This window comes from Megasphaera massiliensis (assembly GCF_036305205.1).
In the GTDB taxonomy this organism is placed as follows: Bacteria; Bacillota; Negativicutes; order Veillonellales; family Megasphaeraceae; genus Megasphaera; species Megasphaera massiliensis.
The window spans coordinates 26,968-42,392 of the sequence record NZ_JAXIXE010000038.1 but is presented as its reverse complement, the minus strand read 5'-3'; the positions used below and the strand labels follow the sequence as shown (position 1 = coordinate 42,392).

Here is a 15,425-nt window from a genome sequence, read left to right as displayed (position 1 = left end):
CCTCCCGACATGTCCGCTTATAAAAAAGAGCCGCCGCATATGCGACAGCCCTCATTAGTTTCATTAAAAGGTATGCATCAATCTGCCCAACACGAAGGTACAGACGGCAAACAATACCGATAAGATGATAGTCATTTTGGAAAGCAAGGCATCCATGCCGCGGGCACGACTGCCAAACAGGTCGTCGGCACCGCCGCCAAAGCCTGCACCCATCCCCTGGGTCTTGCTCTTCTGCGCTACGACAACACCGATGATGAGCAGTGCCAAAATGACAACGATGATTTCTAATGCAGTGATCACGTTAATCCTCCTCACACAATGACGCTAACAGTATTATTGTACACTTATTTAGCCTTTCTATCAATAGTTGATTTCGGCTCTTTCTCAATCTTTTCTGTTCCTTCCTCTTCATTGCGTGTTTCCAAATAGTGCTCCAATTTGCGTTTGACCCGTTGGAGGGCATTATCGATGGATTTTACGTGACGATGGAGTTCCCGTGACATTTCATTATACGATTTCCCGTCTAAATAGGCCGTCAAGACGTTCCATTCCAGATCACTGAGGATTTCGTTCATCTTCATCTCAATGTCGTTGAATTCTTCCCGTCCGATGATGAGCTCTTCCGGGTCGCTGACGCGAATGCCCGACAAGATATCCTGAAGGGTCCGGTCGGAATCTTCATCATAGATGGGCTTATTGAGGGATACGTAAGAATTGAGAGGTATGTGTTTCTGCCGCGTCGCCGTCTTAATGGCCGTAATGATCTGCCGGGTAATGCACAGTTCGGCAAAGGCCCGAAAGGACGACAATTTATCACCGCGAAAATCCCGCGTCGCCTTATAAAGGCCGATCATTCCTTCCTGGATGATGTCATCCCGGTCGGCACCGACAAGAAAGTAGGCGCGAGCCTTCGATTTTACAAAGTTACGGTACTTGTGGACGATATAATCGGTAGCCTGCCCGTCCTTTTCGGACTGGGCAATCCTGACGATTTCTTCATCACTCATGCCTGCAAAGCGGTCATTTTTTTCAGTTTCATGAGACGCTGCCTGCATTATCGTCACCTCACTTATTTGATGGTATTCGCCTGACGCTGGCGCACGACTTCATACATGAGCAGTGCCGCTGCTACGGAGGCGTTTAAAGAATTGACGTGGCCAAACATGGGAATTTGGACCAGGACGTCACAGGTCTCCTTGACCAAATGAGAAATCCCCCGTCCTTCACTTCCGATGACCAGGACGACGGGATCGGTCAAAGAGCTGTGGAAGTAATCGGTTTCCCCCTCCATATCGGCGCCGATAACCCAAAACCCCCGTTTTTTGAGTTGTTTCAGCGTCTGGGAAATGTTCCCTATCTGCACCAGCGGCAGGTATTCGATGGCCCCGGCCGACGTCTTGCCCACCGTTTCATTGATCGGTGCGGACCGGCGTTTCGGCAAGAGGACGGCATCGGCACCGGCACATTCGGCGGTCCGGATGATGGCCCCTACGTTGTGGACGTCTTCCAAGCCGTCGAGGAGAACCAAAAAGGGAACCTTGCCCTTTTCATCGGCGGCGATGAGGATGTCCGTGAGGTCGGCATATTCAACGGCTTTGGCAAAGGCCACGACGCCTTGGTGACGGTTATCCGGCGCCAGGCGGTTCAAGACCTTTAACGGCGTCTCTTCGACGAGGATATCCGCCTCGGCTGCCAAGTCACGAATCCGCTGCAAGGGCTTCGTTTCATTGCCCGACGTGACGTATATCTTGGTAATGGACCGGCCGGCCTTCAAGGCTTCGGTGACGCTGTTGCGGCCGATGATCAGTGTATCCGCGCTCATTCCTTACCTCCTCTGGTTTGGCTGCAGTAAGCCTTTGTTTCTTCATAAATCTGTTCCATGATCTCAGCCAACCGTTGTTCCTGCCCGGCCATGACTAAAAAGCCGACTAATGCTTCAAGGGCCGTACTGTCATGGTATTCGGCAACGGTAGCACTTTTAGGCGCCATAGTATGGGCGTTCCGCGCCCTTTGACAGACGCTTTTTTCTTCTTCTGTGAGGCTATCGCGAAGGCGGCGGTAGACCCAGGCCTGGGCCTTAGCCGACACGAATTCCGCAGCCAGGCCGTGGAGGACCTGTACCTGGGGAATCCCCGTTTCCACCAGGCGCTTGCGCAGGGTCAGGGCATAATAAGCGTCGCCGACGAAGGCCAGGTTGATGGAATCGAGACGGGCGGCATCGCTTTCAGGGACATCGAGGCGCTTGCCTTCGGCAAAGGCCTCGTAGGCCCGTTTTTTTAAGGCTTGGAGTTGTTTGAATTTCACTTTTTCCAGCGTGCTCCCTGGGGAGAATCTTCGATGGTGATGCCGAGGGCGGCCAGTTTATTGCGGATGGCGTCGGCCAGGGCAAACTGTTTCTGAACGCGGCATTCCTGACGGATGTCGAGGATGACCTGCATCAAATCGTCGTAGTCCTTGCTGCTGGCATTGGCTTTCTGGCCTTCCCAGCGTTCTTCCAGGATGCCGAGGATATCCGTAAAGGTCTTGAAGATTCGTTTTACTTCCGACATAATCGCCGAATCGACGGGAACGTTGTTGGTGACGACGGCATTTTTATAGATATTGACGTTCTTCGCCAAGTCGAACATGGCAGCACTGGCAAGTGCCGTATTGAAATCGTCGCACATGGCCGTTTCAAAGTCGTCTTCGTCCTTCTTAGCTGCCGCCAAGAGCTGTTCGGCTTCGGTCGATTTGCTGCCGGCCGGCATTTCCATGAGTTCCAAGACGTTGTCGATGGCCGTGCCCAAGCGTTCCAGGCTGCGCGTCATTTCGTCCAGGCGTTCATCGCTGAAGTCCAAGGGGCTGCGATAGTGGTTGGAAATGAGGAAGAAGCGCAGGGCATCGGGGCTGTAATGAGCCAGGACGTCTTTTACCAGGAAGAAGTTATTCAAGGACTTACTCATCTTTTCCGAGTTGATCGTAATGAACCCGTTGTGCAGCCAGTATTTAACCATCGGTTTCTTGCCGGTGTAGGCTTCGGACTGGGCAATTTCATTTTCATGATGCGGGAAAATGAGGTCGCTGCCGCCGCCGTGGAAGTCAAAGGTATCGCCGAGGTACTTATGGCTCATGGCCGAGCATTCGATGTGCCAGCCCGGACGGCCTTTGCCCCAAGGGCTGTCCCATGCCGGTTCGCCCGGTTTAGCACCCTTCCAGAGGGCAAAGTCCATGGGATTATGTTTGCGGTCGTCGACTTCGATGCGGGCGCCGGCTTCCATGTCATCGAGGCTGCGGCCGCTCAATTCACCGTAGTCGTCAAATTTTTCGACACTGTAATAGACGTCATTGTCGATGACGTAGGCATCGCCCTTATCGACCAGGCCCTTTACCATTTCAATGATGTCATCCATATGTTCCGAAACGCGGGGATAACGGTCAGCCCGACGGATATGGAGCTTATCCATGACATCGAAGTAGGCCGCAATGTAGCGGTTGGAAATCGTATCCCAGCTGACGCCTTCCCCGTTGGCAGCGTTGATGATCTTGTCATCGACGTCGGTGAAATTCTGGATATGCGTGACTTCGTAGCCGAGGTGTTCCAGGTAGCGCTGGATGACGTCCCAGGTTACGAAGGGACGGGCATTCCCCATGTGGGAATGGTTATACGGCGTAATGCCACAGACATACATTTTGACCTGGCCCGGCGTGACGGGAACGAAGGTCTCCTTTTTACGAGTCAGCGTATTGTATACTTTCAGTTCTCTCATACTGTTACCCCCCTGAAAATTAAACCAAAAAAGCCACCATCCCTTATGACAGAGACGGTGGCCCGCGGTTCCACTCTGTTTTTACGGCACAGCCGTAATCTTTACTGCGCAGTAACGGGCGCACCCGGACCGGATTACTCCATTCACCCGGCCTGCTCACAAAGGCAGCGTTGCAGTCTTATGACCTGAAAAAGCTCTCAGCCACGGCTTTTTCTCTCTGGCGGATGCCACTGCAACTCATTTTGCTCATCGCAGATGCGTATTCAAACATACTATTTGATACATGTTATTAATTAATATGTACGTATATAGTACCCAATAATCACTTATCTGTCAAGATATAATCATTATTATTTATCAAGGACGGCACTCAGGCGATTCAAAACTTTTTCGCGGCCCATGAGGGCGACGATGACGTTCAAATCGGGACCGTGCATGACGCCCGTAATGGCCACGCGGATCGGCATGTAGACGAATTTCCCCTTCACCTTGAGTCCCTTTTGAATCTTTTTGAACAAGGGCTGTACCGTATCGGCCGTGACTTCATCAAGGGCCGTCAGTTCATCGCGGAACATGGACAGGACGGCCGGGGCTGTTTCTTCGGCGAGGACGGCTGCCGTTTCTTCGTTTTCCGGGGCATAGTCTTCGGTGAAGAAAACCTTGGCGGCATCGACGATCTGAGCGCCGTACTGGACGTGTTCGCGCATGGCGGCACAGACAGCTTTCAGCCAATCGGCTTCGGCCTGATTCGGATTTTCACTGGCATAACCGGCCTTCTGGAGGTGCGGCAGGCACAAGGTATAGAGCTGATCTTCATCGAGTTCTTTCATGTAATGGAAGTTGATCCAGTTCAATTTTTCAATATCGAAGACAGCCGGATTCTTAGCCACGCGGCTCAGGGAGAACTGTTCGTTCAATTCGTCGCGGCTGAAGATTTCCTGGTCGCTGTCCGGCGTCCAACCGAGGAGAGCCAGGAAGTTTACCAGGGCGTCAGGCAGATAGCCCATATCGCGGTACTGCTGAACAGAAGTGGCGCCGTGGCGCTTACTCATCTTCTTCTTGTCGGCGCCGAGGATCAGCGATACGTGGGCAAACTGCGGGGCTTCAAAGCCAAGCGCTTTATAGATGACCAGCTGACGCGGCGTATTCGACAAGTGTTCTTCAGCACGGATGACATGGGTAATGTGCATCAGGGCATCGTCGAGGACGACACAGTAGTTGTAGACCGGAATGCCGTCGGATTTGACGATGACGAAGTCGCCGACGTTGTTGGAGTCGAAGGACACGTGGCCTCGGACCAGGTCGTCGAGTTCAATGGTTTCATTTTTCGGCGTCTTGATGCGAATGACATGAGGACGCCCTTCTTTTAAATACTGTTCGACCGTTTCTTTCGGAAGATCGGCGCATTTTCCCGAGTATACCGGCGTTTCGCCCTTAGCCAGCTGGGCGTTCTTTTCGGCTTCCAATTCTTCCGGCGTGCAGAAACAGTAGTAGGCTTTGCCTTCAGCCAAGAGCTTATCTGTATATTTCTGATAAATGTCCAGGCGTTCGGTCTGGCGATACGGGCCGTCGGCACCGCCGACATCGATACCTTCATCCCAGGTAATGCCCAGCCATTTCAAAGCTTCTTTAATATTTTCTTCCGATTCGGACGTCGAACGTTTGCGGTCCGTATCTTCGATGCGGACGACGAACTTGCCGTTCGTGTGTTTAGCGACAAGGTAGTTGAACAGTGCCGAACGGGCGCCGCCGATATGGAACGGTCCCGTCGGACTCGGAGCAAAACGAACGCGTACTTCCTGTGACATAAAAAATTCCTCCTAAATACATACTTATAGGTACGATTGATAGCTTAGGATCATGGCCGCCGCTTGAGCTGCCATGCCTTCTTCCCGGCCGACGAATCCTAATTTTTCGGTCGTCGTCGCTTTGACGGAAACGGCCGACTTAGAAATCCGCAGGGCCTCGGCAATATTTTCAATCATCTGCGGCACAAAGGGTTTGATTTTAGGCTGCTGTGCCAACAGCGTTACGTCAAGATTGACGATGCGGCAGCACTTTTCCTGCAAGAGATGGCGGACCTTAGAGAGCAGCACCAGGCTGGAAATGTCTTTAAAGGTCTCATCTGTATCGGGAAAATAGGTCCCGATATCACGAAGCCCTGCCGCGCCTAATAAGGCATCCATGACGGCGTGAATAAGGACGTCGGCATCGGAGTGGCCTTCAAGGCCCCGATCAAAGGGAATCTCGACGCCGCCGAGAATGAGCGGCCGCCCTTTGATCAGGCGGTGGACATCGTAACCGGTGCCGATGCGCTGGACCTCCCTCCCTTTCAAATACAGGGACAGGATGGGAATGTCGTCGCGGGTCGTCACCTTACGGTTCTTATCGCTGCCTTCAAGGATGACGACGGGTACGCCCATGGCCTCGACGAGGGACGAGTCGTCCGTCGCCTTGAGTCCTTTCAGCCGCGCCTGTTTATGGGCTTCCATCAATAAGTCCCGATGGAAGATCTGCGGCGTCTGGGCCGCCACTAAGCGGCTGCGGTTCAGCGTATGGAGCCGGCCGTCGTCACCGCGAACTTTAATGGTATCCTTTAAGGGAATCCCGTAGATGGCGGCCCGAGCCGTTTCCATCATGACCGCTCCCTGATCATACCAATCAGGCGGCGCAAAGGGACGGGCTCCGTCGTGGACCATGACGACATCCATATCGGAGCCGACGGCCAAGAGCCCGTTATACACCGAATCCTCTCGTTCCGCCCCGCCTAAGGTATAGCGCACAGGCTGAATGGGATGGAGATCATCGACGATACGGCGGATCTCCTTGGTATCGATGCGGGAATGGACGATGACCACTTCATGGACCGAGCGGGCTGCGAAGATGTTCCGCAGGGTATGGGTCAGGACAGGTTCGCCGCACAGCGGATAAAAGAGCTTATTCCGCTCGTAACCGAAGCGGCTCCCCGTGCCTGCGGCTACCACGATGACAGATACTTTCACACATTTCACCTACTCATTTGCGATTTTTACAAATATCATGCGGCCGGCAGACGTCTGCAGGACAGACGTAACCGTAACCGGCATAGTCGAGCCGATATATTTCTGACCGTCTTCGACGACGATCATCGTACCGTCGTCGAGGTAAGCAACACCTTGGTTTTCTTCCTTGCCGGCCTTGACGATGAGAACATTCATCTGCTCACCGGGAACGCGGGCCGGTTTCAACGCGTTGGCTAAATCGTTGATGTTGAGGACGGCGACGCCTTGAAGGCCGGCAACCTTATTCAGGTTGTAGTCGTTGGTGACGACCTTGGCATTGATTTTACGGCCCAGGCGGACGAGCTTGGAGTCGACGCCCTGGACGTCGTCAAAATCGTCATTGATGATGCGTACTTCGACGTAGTTGTCTTCCTGCATCTGCTTTAAGATATCGAGGCCGCGGCGTCCCTTATTGCGCTTCAATAAGTCCGACGAATCGGCAATGAGCTGGAGCTCTTCCAAAACGAATACCGGCACCAAGAGCGGTCCTTCGAGAAAACCGGTGCTGCAGATCTCGGCGATGCGGCCGTCGATGATGGCACTCGTATCGAGGAGCTTCCCGGAAAATTCCAGTTCCCTGCGCTTGTGCTCCTTGTTCGGACGACCCAGACGCAGGTTGCCGACGAGGGCAATGATTTCACTCTTCTTGCGGACGGCAATGCTCATGCCGGCATACCCAAAGACGATATTGAATACAATCGGTCCGTAAGCGCCAATAATCGGCAGTCGAGCGAAGGCCAATCCAATTAAATTTGCAATGATAAGTCCAAAAAGCAAACCTAACGTCCCGACGATGATATCCTGGCTTTCAAAATCATTAAGACCCAATTCGATACGATGAATGGCTGCCCAAATGAGGCGCAGCGCAAAAGGCGAAATGCCGTAGCCCACGAGGGCCCCGAGAATGATGCCGACAATATAAGTCATGACGGCCATGATGGTCGTCCCAAAAATACTGCCGTGGAAAAATTCCCCTTCGATTTCTGCACTGATAAACGGCGTCCCGATAAGCTGGTCGGCAATCATGACAAAAATGACGACCATGATCAGGATGATGACGCCTTTCATGATATTATCAGCTACAATGCGGGCATTAAACTTCTTCGGTTTCCGTTCTTTATAGTCTGAACCCGTTTTATCTTCCATACGTAAAAAGACACCTCTCTCTCCACATCTCAACTGTAACTACACTAGTTTACCACATTTCCGGACAATGTACCACAATTGCCCCGTAAAGTTTTTGGTTCTGAAGGCAGGCGGCACCTGGCTCGACCGTTTCACTGCCTTCAAAGGTTAAAAGGTAACGCCAAAAATGCCATGACGACCCGTTCATGACATTTCAGCAACAGACAATTATTCACAAAGATAGGTGTAGAGTTTCTCTTCGACAGGCTTATCGATGACAAATCGAAAATTGACGATGGGCAGCTGCACGCCGGCATCGTTGGCAATGGTCGTCTCTACGGGATCGCCGAGGACCTTTAAATCGCCGATATAGTAGAAGTTTGACCCTTCGGCATCGCTCTTTTTCACGAACAGCAGCTTCCGCGTACGGCTGTCCTGAATAGCCGGAATCTGGGAAGAGGTCAGGCGAACGCGGGCCCGGGTCATCCAACTGAACTCCTGCGGGGATATGAATCGGTCTTCGTACTTCGTATTGGCTGAAATATCGTCACACTTTTCATAGGTAACGAAGATGGGACACGTATGTCCGACGATTTGATAGCCGTTCAGCGTCCCTTCGCGGTTCGTATCGTAATTGAGAATGCGCGATACGTCTTTTCGGGAATAGCGTCCATAGCGTACAAAACCGCCGACGATATCGGGATCATCTTGAATATACAGGGATTCAAAGCGATACGTCCCATAATCGAGGACATCCTGGGCATAGGCCTTAAATTCGGCGTTCTGTTTCAAGGATTCAAAATACGGCGTCGACCGATAGACATGGTTTTCAAAAGAAAGGAGGGGCAAACCTCCGTATTTCTGCTGCGCCTTTTTGCCAAAAAATTGCAGACTTAATACCCGGGCAGCATGGTCCATCGTTTCCGTCGAAGGCAGGAATCCGTACAATCGCTCCATCTCTGCCGCAAGGTCCGCCGTCGACCACGACGGTTCGGCCAGGACATGACGAAGGATCAGGATTTCTTCGATGCGCTTCCCATTTGAAAGTTCTAGGCTCATCAGCTTCAGCACGGACCGGTGGGCCTCATTCAGCGTCGACGGCTGCGGCTCCATATACTGGGAAAATTCATAGAAGGACTCTTTTTTGGCAATGAACAGCATCGGATCCTTATCGCCAAAACGGACGAAATCCATCATCATGGGCTCTCTGCCCAAACGGCATTTCATGTCGCGATAGGCGTTTTTCAAGTCGTCTAAATCGGCTAAAGCCTTCTTTTTGTCGATGGCCGCATAGATTCGCTCCTTGGCAATGTCGTCGAAGTGGACCGACGTCGGTCCGGGCAGGAAATTGGTCTGCATCAGACTGCGGACAAAATCCTTATCGTAGGTCCGGTCGCCAAAGAGGGCAATGGGCAGCAAAAAGTTATTTTCATAGTTGCCGATGAAGTCGAGGACTTCCAAATACCGCTTATAGGGATACTTTCGAAGGCCGCGCCCCAGCTGCTGGACGAAGACGATGGCCGATGCCGTCGGACGCAGCATGATGACTTGATTGACCTGAGGAATATCGACGCCTTCATTAAGGATATCGCAGGTAAAGATATAATCCAAATAGTCACCGTCTTCTTCGGCCCTGGCTTCTAAATGACCGATGGCGTCCTGCCGTTCACGCTCTGTCGAGGCGCCGGTCAAGGCCACGGCCCGTCGGCCGTGTTTGACAAAAGCAGCCGCCAGGGTTCGCGCTTCTTCGACGCTGCGGCAAAAGACAAGGCCTTTGACGCGGTCCGTATCACTGCCGTAGAGGTCGGCATAATGGAGAATGTGCCGCACCCGTTCTTCACAGGTCAGGGCCGTAAAATCACTGTTGTCATCGAGGACCTCGCCATTGACCGTGATTTCGCTGACACCATGATAATGGAAGGGCACCAGCATATTTTCGGATAAGGCGTCGTGAAGGCGGATCTCATAGGCAATCTGGTGGTGAAACAAGGCGTAAATATCGAAATCATCGGACCGTTCCGGCGTCGCCGTCATGCCCAAGAGGAACGTTGGCTTAAAGTAGTCAAGTACCTTCTGATACGTCGCCGCTCCCCCATGATGGACTTCATCCATGACGATGTAGTCAAAGGCATCGGGAGCAAAGGAATAGAGGATGTCATCACGGGATAAGGTCTGTATCGTCGCAAAGAGATAAGGCTTGTCGACGTCTTTGTCGTGCCCTGTCAATAGACCCGTGTCGGCCGGATCGACGCCGACTTTGACGTAGCTGGCACGAGCGCTTTTGACGATGAGCTCGCGATGGACGACGAAGAGGAACCGCCGCGGCCTCAGTTTCATGACATCGAAGGCCGACAGATAGGTCTTGCCGGTCCCCGTCGCCGAAATCAACAGCCCCCGGTCTTCCCCCTGGTCACGCAGCCTCTGAATGCCCGCGAGGGCCGCCTTTTGCATAGCATTGGGCTGAATCTTATGAAAAGGCAGATACAAGCCCCTTTTTCTCGGATTCTGGCGTTTATAAATGCTTTGATAGGCCTGGATCCAATCTTCATCGACGACTTCCGCCGTATCCCATAAGGCTTGAAATTCCTCTTGTGTCTGACGGATGAGGGCCCCGTTTTCAGCCGACGTAAAAAAGACGTTCCATTCCTGATTGTGCGTCAAGGCATTGGCCGTCATATTGCTGCTGCCGATGACCATGGTATAGTTTTCGGGCCCGGCCTGAGCGCGGTGAAAGAGGTAGCCTTTGGCATGGAAGGCCCGTTCTTCGGTCACCATCCGCAGTTCTACATTGGGAAATTTCAACAGCTCCCGCAAGGCATCGGGCTCTGTAAAATTCAGGTACTGCGAGGCCAGTATCTTCCCTACGGCCCTGTGATTTTCGATGAGGGCATCCTTCAGGCAGGCAATGCCGCTCTTGGTCAGAAAGGCGACAGAAAACAGAAACTGGTCGCAGACGTAGAGCTGCGACAAGATGGTGTCGAGGACCTTTCGTTTCTTTTCTTTATTATTCGTCAGGATTTTCGGCACATAGCGCTGGTCGGCTTCGATGGTATAGTCGATAAAGCCTTCGCGCAGGCACTGTTCAAGGGCTCCGTATTCCGCCATGACTCCGCCTACTTTCCGGCTAATTTAAGCATGATCGGCACGTCCGCCGGAGCCCAGTCCAAGGTCGGCAGATCTTTTGGCGCCAACCACTTGGCGGCGACGTGTTCTTTTCGGATGAAATCAGGATTATCCAGCCGGCAGTAAAAGGCATGGAGGCTGATGGAAAAATCGGGATAGTCGTGATGGACGGTCATATAGAGGTCTTCTTCCCGGACCGATACATGGACGTCCATTTCTTCCCGCAGTTCCCGTTCAATCGCTTCGTGCTTCGCCTCACCGGGCTCGATTTTCCCGCCCGGGAATTCATACTTAAAGCTGACGTAGTCGAACTTCCCCTGTCCTCGTTCCATACAGAGGATCTTTCCGTCGTATTCTAAAATCGCTGCCACCACTTCCAAATGCTTCATCACACGTCCTTCTTTCCTCGTTTTTCCCTATTTTACCATGGTAAAGACTTTTTGCCTACTGAAAGCCGGCTTTTCCCAACAGAATCGGGATGATCCGCCAAAATCAAGCAAAGGCCTTTTCAATAGCCTCCCGAAGGGTGGCCACGCCGACGAAGCGGCAGTCCTCCGGAAAGGCACCGGGATCGACGTCTTCGAGGTTCCCCTTCGGCATGATAAAGGTGCGAAAGCCCATTTTCGCCGCTTCCTTGACGCGGCGCAGGGCCTGGGGCACGCGGCGGACATCGCCGGTCAGGCCGACTTCTCCCATGACGACGGTCCGGCTGTCCATGGAGATGTCGCGCAGGCTGGAATAGACGGCCAGGAGGACCGGCAGATCGGCTGCCGTTTCCGTCAGGCGCAGGCCGCCGACGACGTTGATATAGACGTCCTGACTGCCAAGGGCGGCACCGAGGCGCTTTTCAAGGACGGCCAGGAGGATGATGAGGCGGTTATAATCCATGCCCGACGCCGTCCTCCGGGGAACGGCAAAGACCGAGTGGGCCGTCAGGGCCTGGATTTCCCCCAGCATGGGCCGCATGCCGTCGAGGACGGCGGCAACGGCAGAGCCGGCTTGGTCGGCCGCCCGTTCCGCCAGGAGGAGCTGAGACGGATTTTCCAGTTCTGACAAGCCGCCGCCGGTCATGGTGAACAGGCCCGACTCGTTGGTCGAGCCAAAGCGGTTCTTAATGCCCCGAAGGATGCGGAACTGGTAGTTGCGTTCCCCTTCAAAATAGAGGACGACGTCGACCATGTGCTCCATCATGCGCGGCCCGGCAATGGCCCCGTCTTTCGTGACGTGGCCGATGACGATGACCGGAATGGCTTCACTTTTGGCAAAGGTCATAAGGCGGCTCGTCCCTTCGCGGATTTGGGATAAACTGCCCGGCGTCCCTTCGACAGACTGGCTGTACATGGTCTGAATCGAGTCGACGATGACCAGGGCCGGCCGCCGTTTATGGGCTTCACTTAAGATATTGTCCAAGGACGTATCGGCCTGAATGACGAGATTCGGCGCGGCAATGCCTAAGCGCTGAGCCCGTAACTTTATTTGACCGGCCGACTCTTCGCCCGAGCCGTAGAGGACGGCGCCGTTCTTATCACAGACGGCCGCCGCCAATTGGAGGACCAGTGTCGATTTGCCGATGCCCGGATCACCGCTCAAGAGGATGAGGGCTCCCGGCACGATGCCGCCGCCGAGGACGCGGTCGAGTTCTCCGATTCCCGTTTCGACGCGGGTCATATCTTCTAAGGCGATGTCCGACAAGGAGGTGGCCCGCGACGCCGGTCCGCTGCGGGCCATGCTTTGGGCCGCCTTAGGGGCCTCAGGAGCCACCTGTTCTTCTGCCATCGTATTCCACTCGCCGCACTGAGGGCAGCGGCCGAGCCAGCGGCTGGAAACGCTGCCGCAGCTGGTACAAACGTAACGAGTTTTTGCTTTTGCCATACTTTCTCCTTTGCACTGTGTTTTAGTGCGATTCATAAAAAAGGCTTCGCATGACAAGCACTGCCTTCATGCGAAGCCCTTTCATCATTCTGTCGTAAAGACGAGCTTCTTCTTATCTAAGCTGTCGACGTGAATCGTATTGCCGTCTTTGACGTCACCGCTTAAGAGCATTTCCGAAATCGGGTCTTCGACCAGTTTCTGGATAGCTCTCTTCAGCGGACGGGCGCCGTAGGCAAAATCGGTTCCATCTTTGACGAGGACGTCATCGGCGGCCGTCGTCCAGTTCAGGCCCACACCCTTTTCGCCAAGACGCGCCGTCAGCTCTTTGAGCATGATATCGACGATCTGACGAAGATCGGACTGAGCCAGGGGCTTGAAGACGATCATTTCATCGATACGGTTCAAGAATTCAGGCCGGAAGAAGCGTTTCACGTCCTCGAGGATTGCCTTTCGCGCTTCGTTGAAAGCCTTTTCTTCACTGCCGTCACCGTCACCGCCGGTAGCAAAGCCCATGACCGGACCGGACGGACGGAGATGGGAGGCCCCGAGGTTGCTGGTCATGATGATGACCGTATTGCGGAAGTCGACGGTCCGACCTTTCGAATCGGTCAGCCGGCCTTCGTCGAGGACCTGCAGCAAGAGGTTGAAGAAGTCGCTGCTGGCCTTTTCGACTTCGTCGAAGAGGATGACACTGTAGGGTTTTTCCCGGACGGCATCGGTCAGTTCGCCCCCTTCTTCATAGCCGACATAGCCCGGAGGGGCGCCGACCAGGCGGGAGACGCTGTATTTTTCCATAAATTCGCTCATGTCGATACGGATCATGTTGTCGGGGCTATCGAAGAGTTGGGCCGCTAAGGTACGGGCCAATTCCGTCTTGCCGACACCGGACGGGCCGAGGAACAGGAAGGAACCGATAGGACGGTTTGCATCTTTCAGTCCGGCCCGGGCACGGCGAACGGCTTTCGCTACGGCCGTAACGGCATCGTCCTGACTGATGACCCGCTTATGCAGCTCTTCTTCCAAGTGGAGCAGGCGCTGCGATTCCGTTTCCGTAATCTGCTGGACGGGGACGCCGGTCCACATGGAAACGACGTCGGCAATGTCATTTTCGGTCACGACGAGTTTTTCATCGTCATGCTGCTTCTTTTCCTTCTGCAGGGCCGAAATTTCCGAAGCGATTTTTTTGCCGGCATCGCGCAGGGCGGCGCATTTTTCAAAGTCTTCCCCATCGAGGGCGGCTTCTTTTTCCTTCTTGATATCGGCCAGCTTCTGTTCCAGGACCTGCAGTTCATGAGACGGCGCATAGACTTTCATGCGGACCCGTGCCGTCGCTTCGTCCATGACGTCGATAGCCTTATCGGGCAGGTAGCGGTCGGAAATATAGCGGGCCGACAATTTGACGGCAGCCCGTACAGCTTCATCGGTGATACGGGCCTTGTGGAAGGCTTCGTACCGATCGCGCAGGCCGAAGAGGATGGATACGGCGTCGTCTTCATTCGGTTCCCCGACCTGGACGGGCTGGAAACGCCGAGCCAAGGCGGCATCTTTTTCAAAATGCTTCTTATATTCGTCAGCCGTCGTCGCCCCGATGCACTGCAGATCGCCGCGAGCCAGGGCCGGTTTCAGGATATTGGCGGCATCCATAGCGCCTTCTACGGCACCGGCGCCGATGAGCTGATGGATTTCATCGATGAAGAGGATGATCGTATCGTCGCGGGAAATGGTATCCAAGATGCGTTTGATCCGTTCTTCGAATTCACCGCGGTACTTGGTACCGGCGACGATGCTGGCGAGGTCCAGGGAAAAGACGCGCTTGTCTTGCAGGCTGTCCGGGACGTTGCCGGTAATGATACGCTGTGCCAGCCCTTCGGCAATGGCCGTCTTACCGACGCCGGGAGCGCCGATGAGGACCGGATTGTTCTTCGTCCGTCGGCTTAAAATCTGAATAACGCGGCTGATTTCTTGTTCTCGGCCGATGACCGGATCGACCTTATCCTTTTTGGCCCATTCATTGAGGTCGCGGCCGAACTGGGACAAATCGCTGCCCTTTTTATCCCCGGCAGGCTCACTGCCGGCTGCGTCGCCATCGTTCATGAGCTCGCTCAAGCGCTGGGACACGAGGTCGGGATCGATATCCATATTTTCGAGGATCTGGACAGCCATGCCCGTTCCTTCGGCCAGGATGCCGAACAAGAGGTGTTCGGTTCCGACGTAGTTCTGTTCCAGCCGATTGGCTTCACGGACGGCCATTTCCATGACCCGTTTAGTGCGCGGCGTCAGGCGCAGTTTTCCCGTCGTATCGGTCCCCCAACCGACCTGCTGTTCAATGGCACGGGTAACATTCTCTGACGTCAGGCCCAGCTGAGAGAGGATCAGTCCGGCAATGCCGTCTTTATTTAAAACGAGACCGAGCAGGATATGCTCTGTTCCGACGTAGTCATGATGAAATTTCTGTGCCGTATCCTGTGCAAACTGAAGCACGGCTTTGGCATCGTTGGTAAATCTGTTGTTCGCCATG

The 15,425-nt window shown here is 53.9% G+C and carries 12 protein-coding genes; all 12 read right to left on the bottom strand.

All coding sequences use genetic code 11. The features are described from left to right. Positions 1-63 precede the first annotated feature (63 nt). Positions 64-300, bottom strand: a complete 237-nt coding sequence (gene secG / locus UCI88_RS07960) for a preprotein translocase subunit SecG (RefSeq protein ID WP_044503532.1) — start codon at positions 298-300, stop codon at positions 64-66. A gap of 44 nt (positions 301-344) precedes the next feature. Continuing rightward, the gene (gene sigH, locus UCI88_RS07955) at positions 345-1,055 is read right to left on the bottom strand and encodes an RNA polymerase sporulation sigma factor SigH (RefSeq protein WP_256179375.1); all 711 of its coding nucleotides are present in this window, start codon (positions 1,053-1,055) and stop codon (positions 345-347) included. Positions 1,056-1,069: 14 nt separating this feature from the next. Then, positions 1,070-1,822: a 23S rRNA (guanosine(2251)-2'-O)-methyltransferase RlmB gene (gene rlmB, locus UCI88_RS07950; RefSeq protein ID WP_256179376.1), complete on the bottom strand. Its 753-nt coding sequence runs from the start codon at positions 1,820-1,822 to the stop codon at positions 1,070-1,072. Continuing rightward, the gene (locus tag UCI88_RS07945; protein WP_256179377.1) at positions 1,819-2,304 is read right to left on the bottom strand and encodes a Mini-ribonuclease 3; all 486 of its coding nucleotides are present in this window, start codon (positions 2,302-2,304) and stop codon (positions 1,819-1,821) included. Before UCI88_RS07945 ends, rlmB begins: the two co-directional genes overlap by 4 nt. Next, the gene (gene cysS, locus UCI88_RS07940; protein WP_044503528.1) at positions 2,301-3,746 is read right to left on the bottom strand and encodes a cysteine--tRNA ligase; all 1,446 of its coding nucleotides are present in this window, start codon (positions 3,744-3,746) and stop codon (positions 2,301-2,303) included. Before cysS ends, UCI88_RS07945 begins: the two co-directional genes overlap by 4 nt. Positions 3,747-4,096: 350 nt before the next feature. Then, positions 4,097-5,554, bottom strand: coding sequence for a glutamate--tRNA ligase (gene gltX, locus UCI88_RS07935; RefSeq protein ID WP_256179378.1), 1,458 nt, complete (start codon positions 5,552-5,554; stop codon positions 4,097-4,099). Positions 5,555-5,578: 24 nt separating this feature from the next. Continuing rightward, positions 5,579-6,748: a 2-C-methyl-D-erythritol 4-phosphate cytidylyltransferase gene (ispD, locus tag UCI88_RS07930; RefSeq protein ID WP_256179379.1), complete on the bottom strand. Its 1,170-nt coding sequence runs from the start codon at positions 6,746-6,748 to the stop codon at positions 5,579-5,581. A gap of 9 nt (positions 6,749-6,757) precedes the next feature. Further along, entirely contained in the window at positions 6,758-7,933 is a 1,176-nt protein-coding gene (locus UCI88_RS07925; protein WP_044503525.1) for a PIN/TRAM domain-containing protein, read from the bottom strand. Positions 7,934-8,140: 207 nt separating this feature from the next. Next, positions 8,141-11,017 (bottom strand): DUF3427 domain-containing protein, encoded by a 2,877-nt coding sequence (locus tag UCI88_RS07920; RefSeq protein WP_256179380.1) that lies wholly within the window; start codon positions 11,015-11,017, stop codon positions 8,141-8,143. 8 nt (positions 11,018-11,025) lie between these two features. After that, complete coding sequence (locus tag UCI88_RS07915; protein WP_256179381.1) at positions 11,026-11,424, bottom strand: (deoxy)nucleoside triphosphate pyrophosphohydrolase; 399 nt, start codon at positions 11,422-11,424, stop codon at positions 11,026-11,028. Positions 11,425-11,527: 103 nt separating this feature from the next. Next, complete coding sequence (radA, locus tag UCI88_RS07910; RefSeq protein ID WP_256179382.1) at positions 11,528-12,907, bottom strand: DNA repair protein RadA; 1,380 nt, start codon at positions 12,905-12,907, stop codon at positions 11,528-11,530. An 84-nt stretch (positions 12,908-12,991) separates the two neighbouring features. Continuing rightward, positions 12,992-15,424, bottom strand: a complete 2,433-nt coding sequence (locus tag UCI88_RS07905) for an ATP-dependent Clp protease ATP-binding subunit (RefSeq protein WP_256179383.1) — start codon at positions 15,422-15,424, stop codon at positions 12,992-12,994. Position 15,425 lies beyond the last annotated feature (1 nt).

Coding starts and splice junctions, on each gene's coding strand:
- UCI88_RS07905 (WP_256179383.1), bottom strand. CDS start 15,424: ATGGCGAACAACAGATTTACCAACGATGCCAAAGCCGTGCTTCAGTTT.
- gltX (WP_256179378.1), bottom strand. CDS start 5,554: ATGTCACAGGAAGTACGCGTTCGTTTTGCTCCGAGTCCGACGGGACCG.
- sigH (WP_256179375.1), bottom strand. CDS start 1,055: ATGCAGGCAGCGTCTCATGAAACTGAAAAAAATGACCGCTTTGCAGGC.
- UCI88_RS07915 (WP_256179381.1), bottom strand. CDS start 11,424: ATGAAGCATTTGGAAGTGGTGGCAGCGATTTTAGAATACGACGGAAAG.
- cysS (WP_044503528.1), bottom strand. CDS start 3,746: ATGAGAGAACTGAAAGTATACAATACGCTGACTCGTAAAAAGGAGACC.
- UCI88_RS07925 (WP_044503525.1), bottom strand. CDS start 7,933: ATGGAAGATAAAACGGGTTCAGACTATAAAGAACGGAAACCGAAGAAG.
- radA (WP_256179382.1), bottom strand. CDS start 12,907: ATGGCAAAAGCAAAAACTCGTTACGTTTGTACCAGCTGCGGCAGCGTT.
- UCI88_RS07920 (WP_256179380.1), bottom strand. CDS start 11,017: ATGGCGGAATACGGAGCCCTTGAACAGTGCCTGCGCGAAGGCTTTATC.
- rlmB (WP_256179376.1), bottom strand. CDS start 1,822: ATGAGCGCGGATACACTGATCATCGGCCGCAACAGCGTCACCGAAGCC.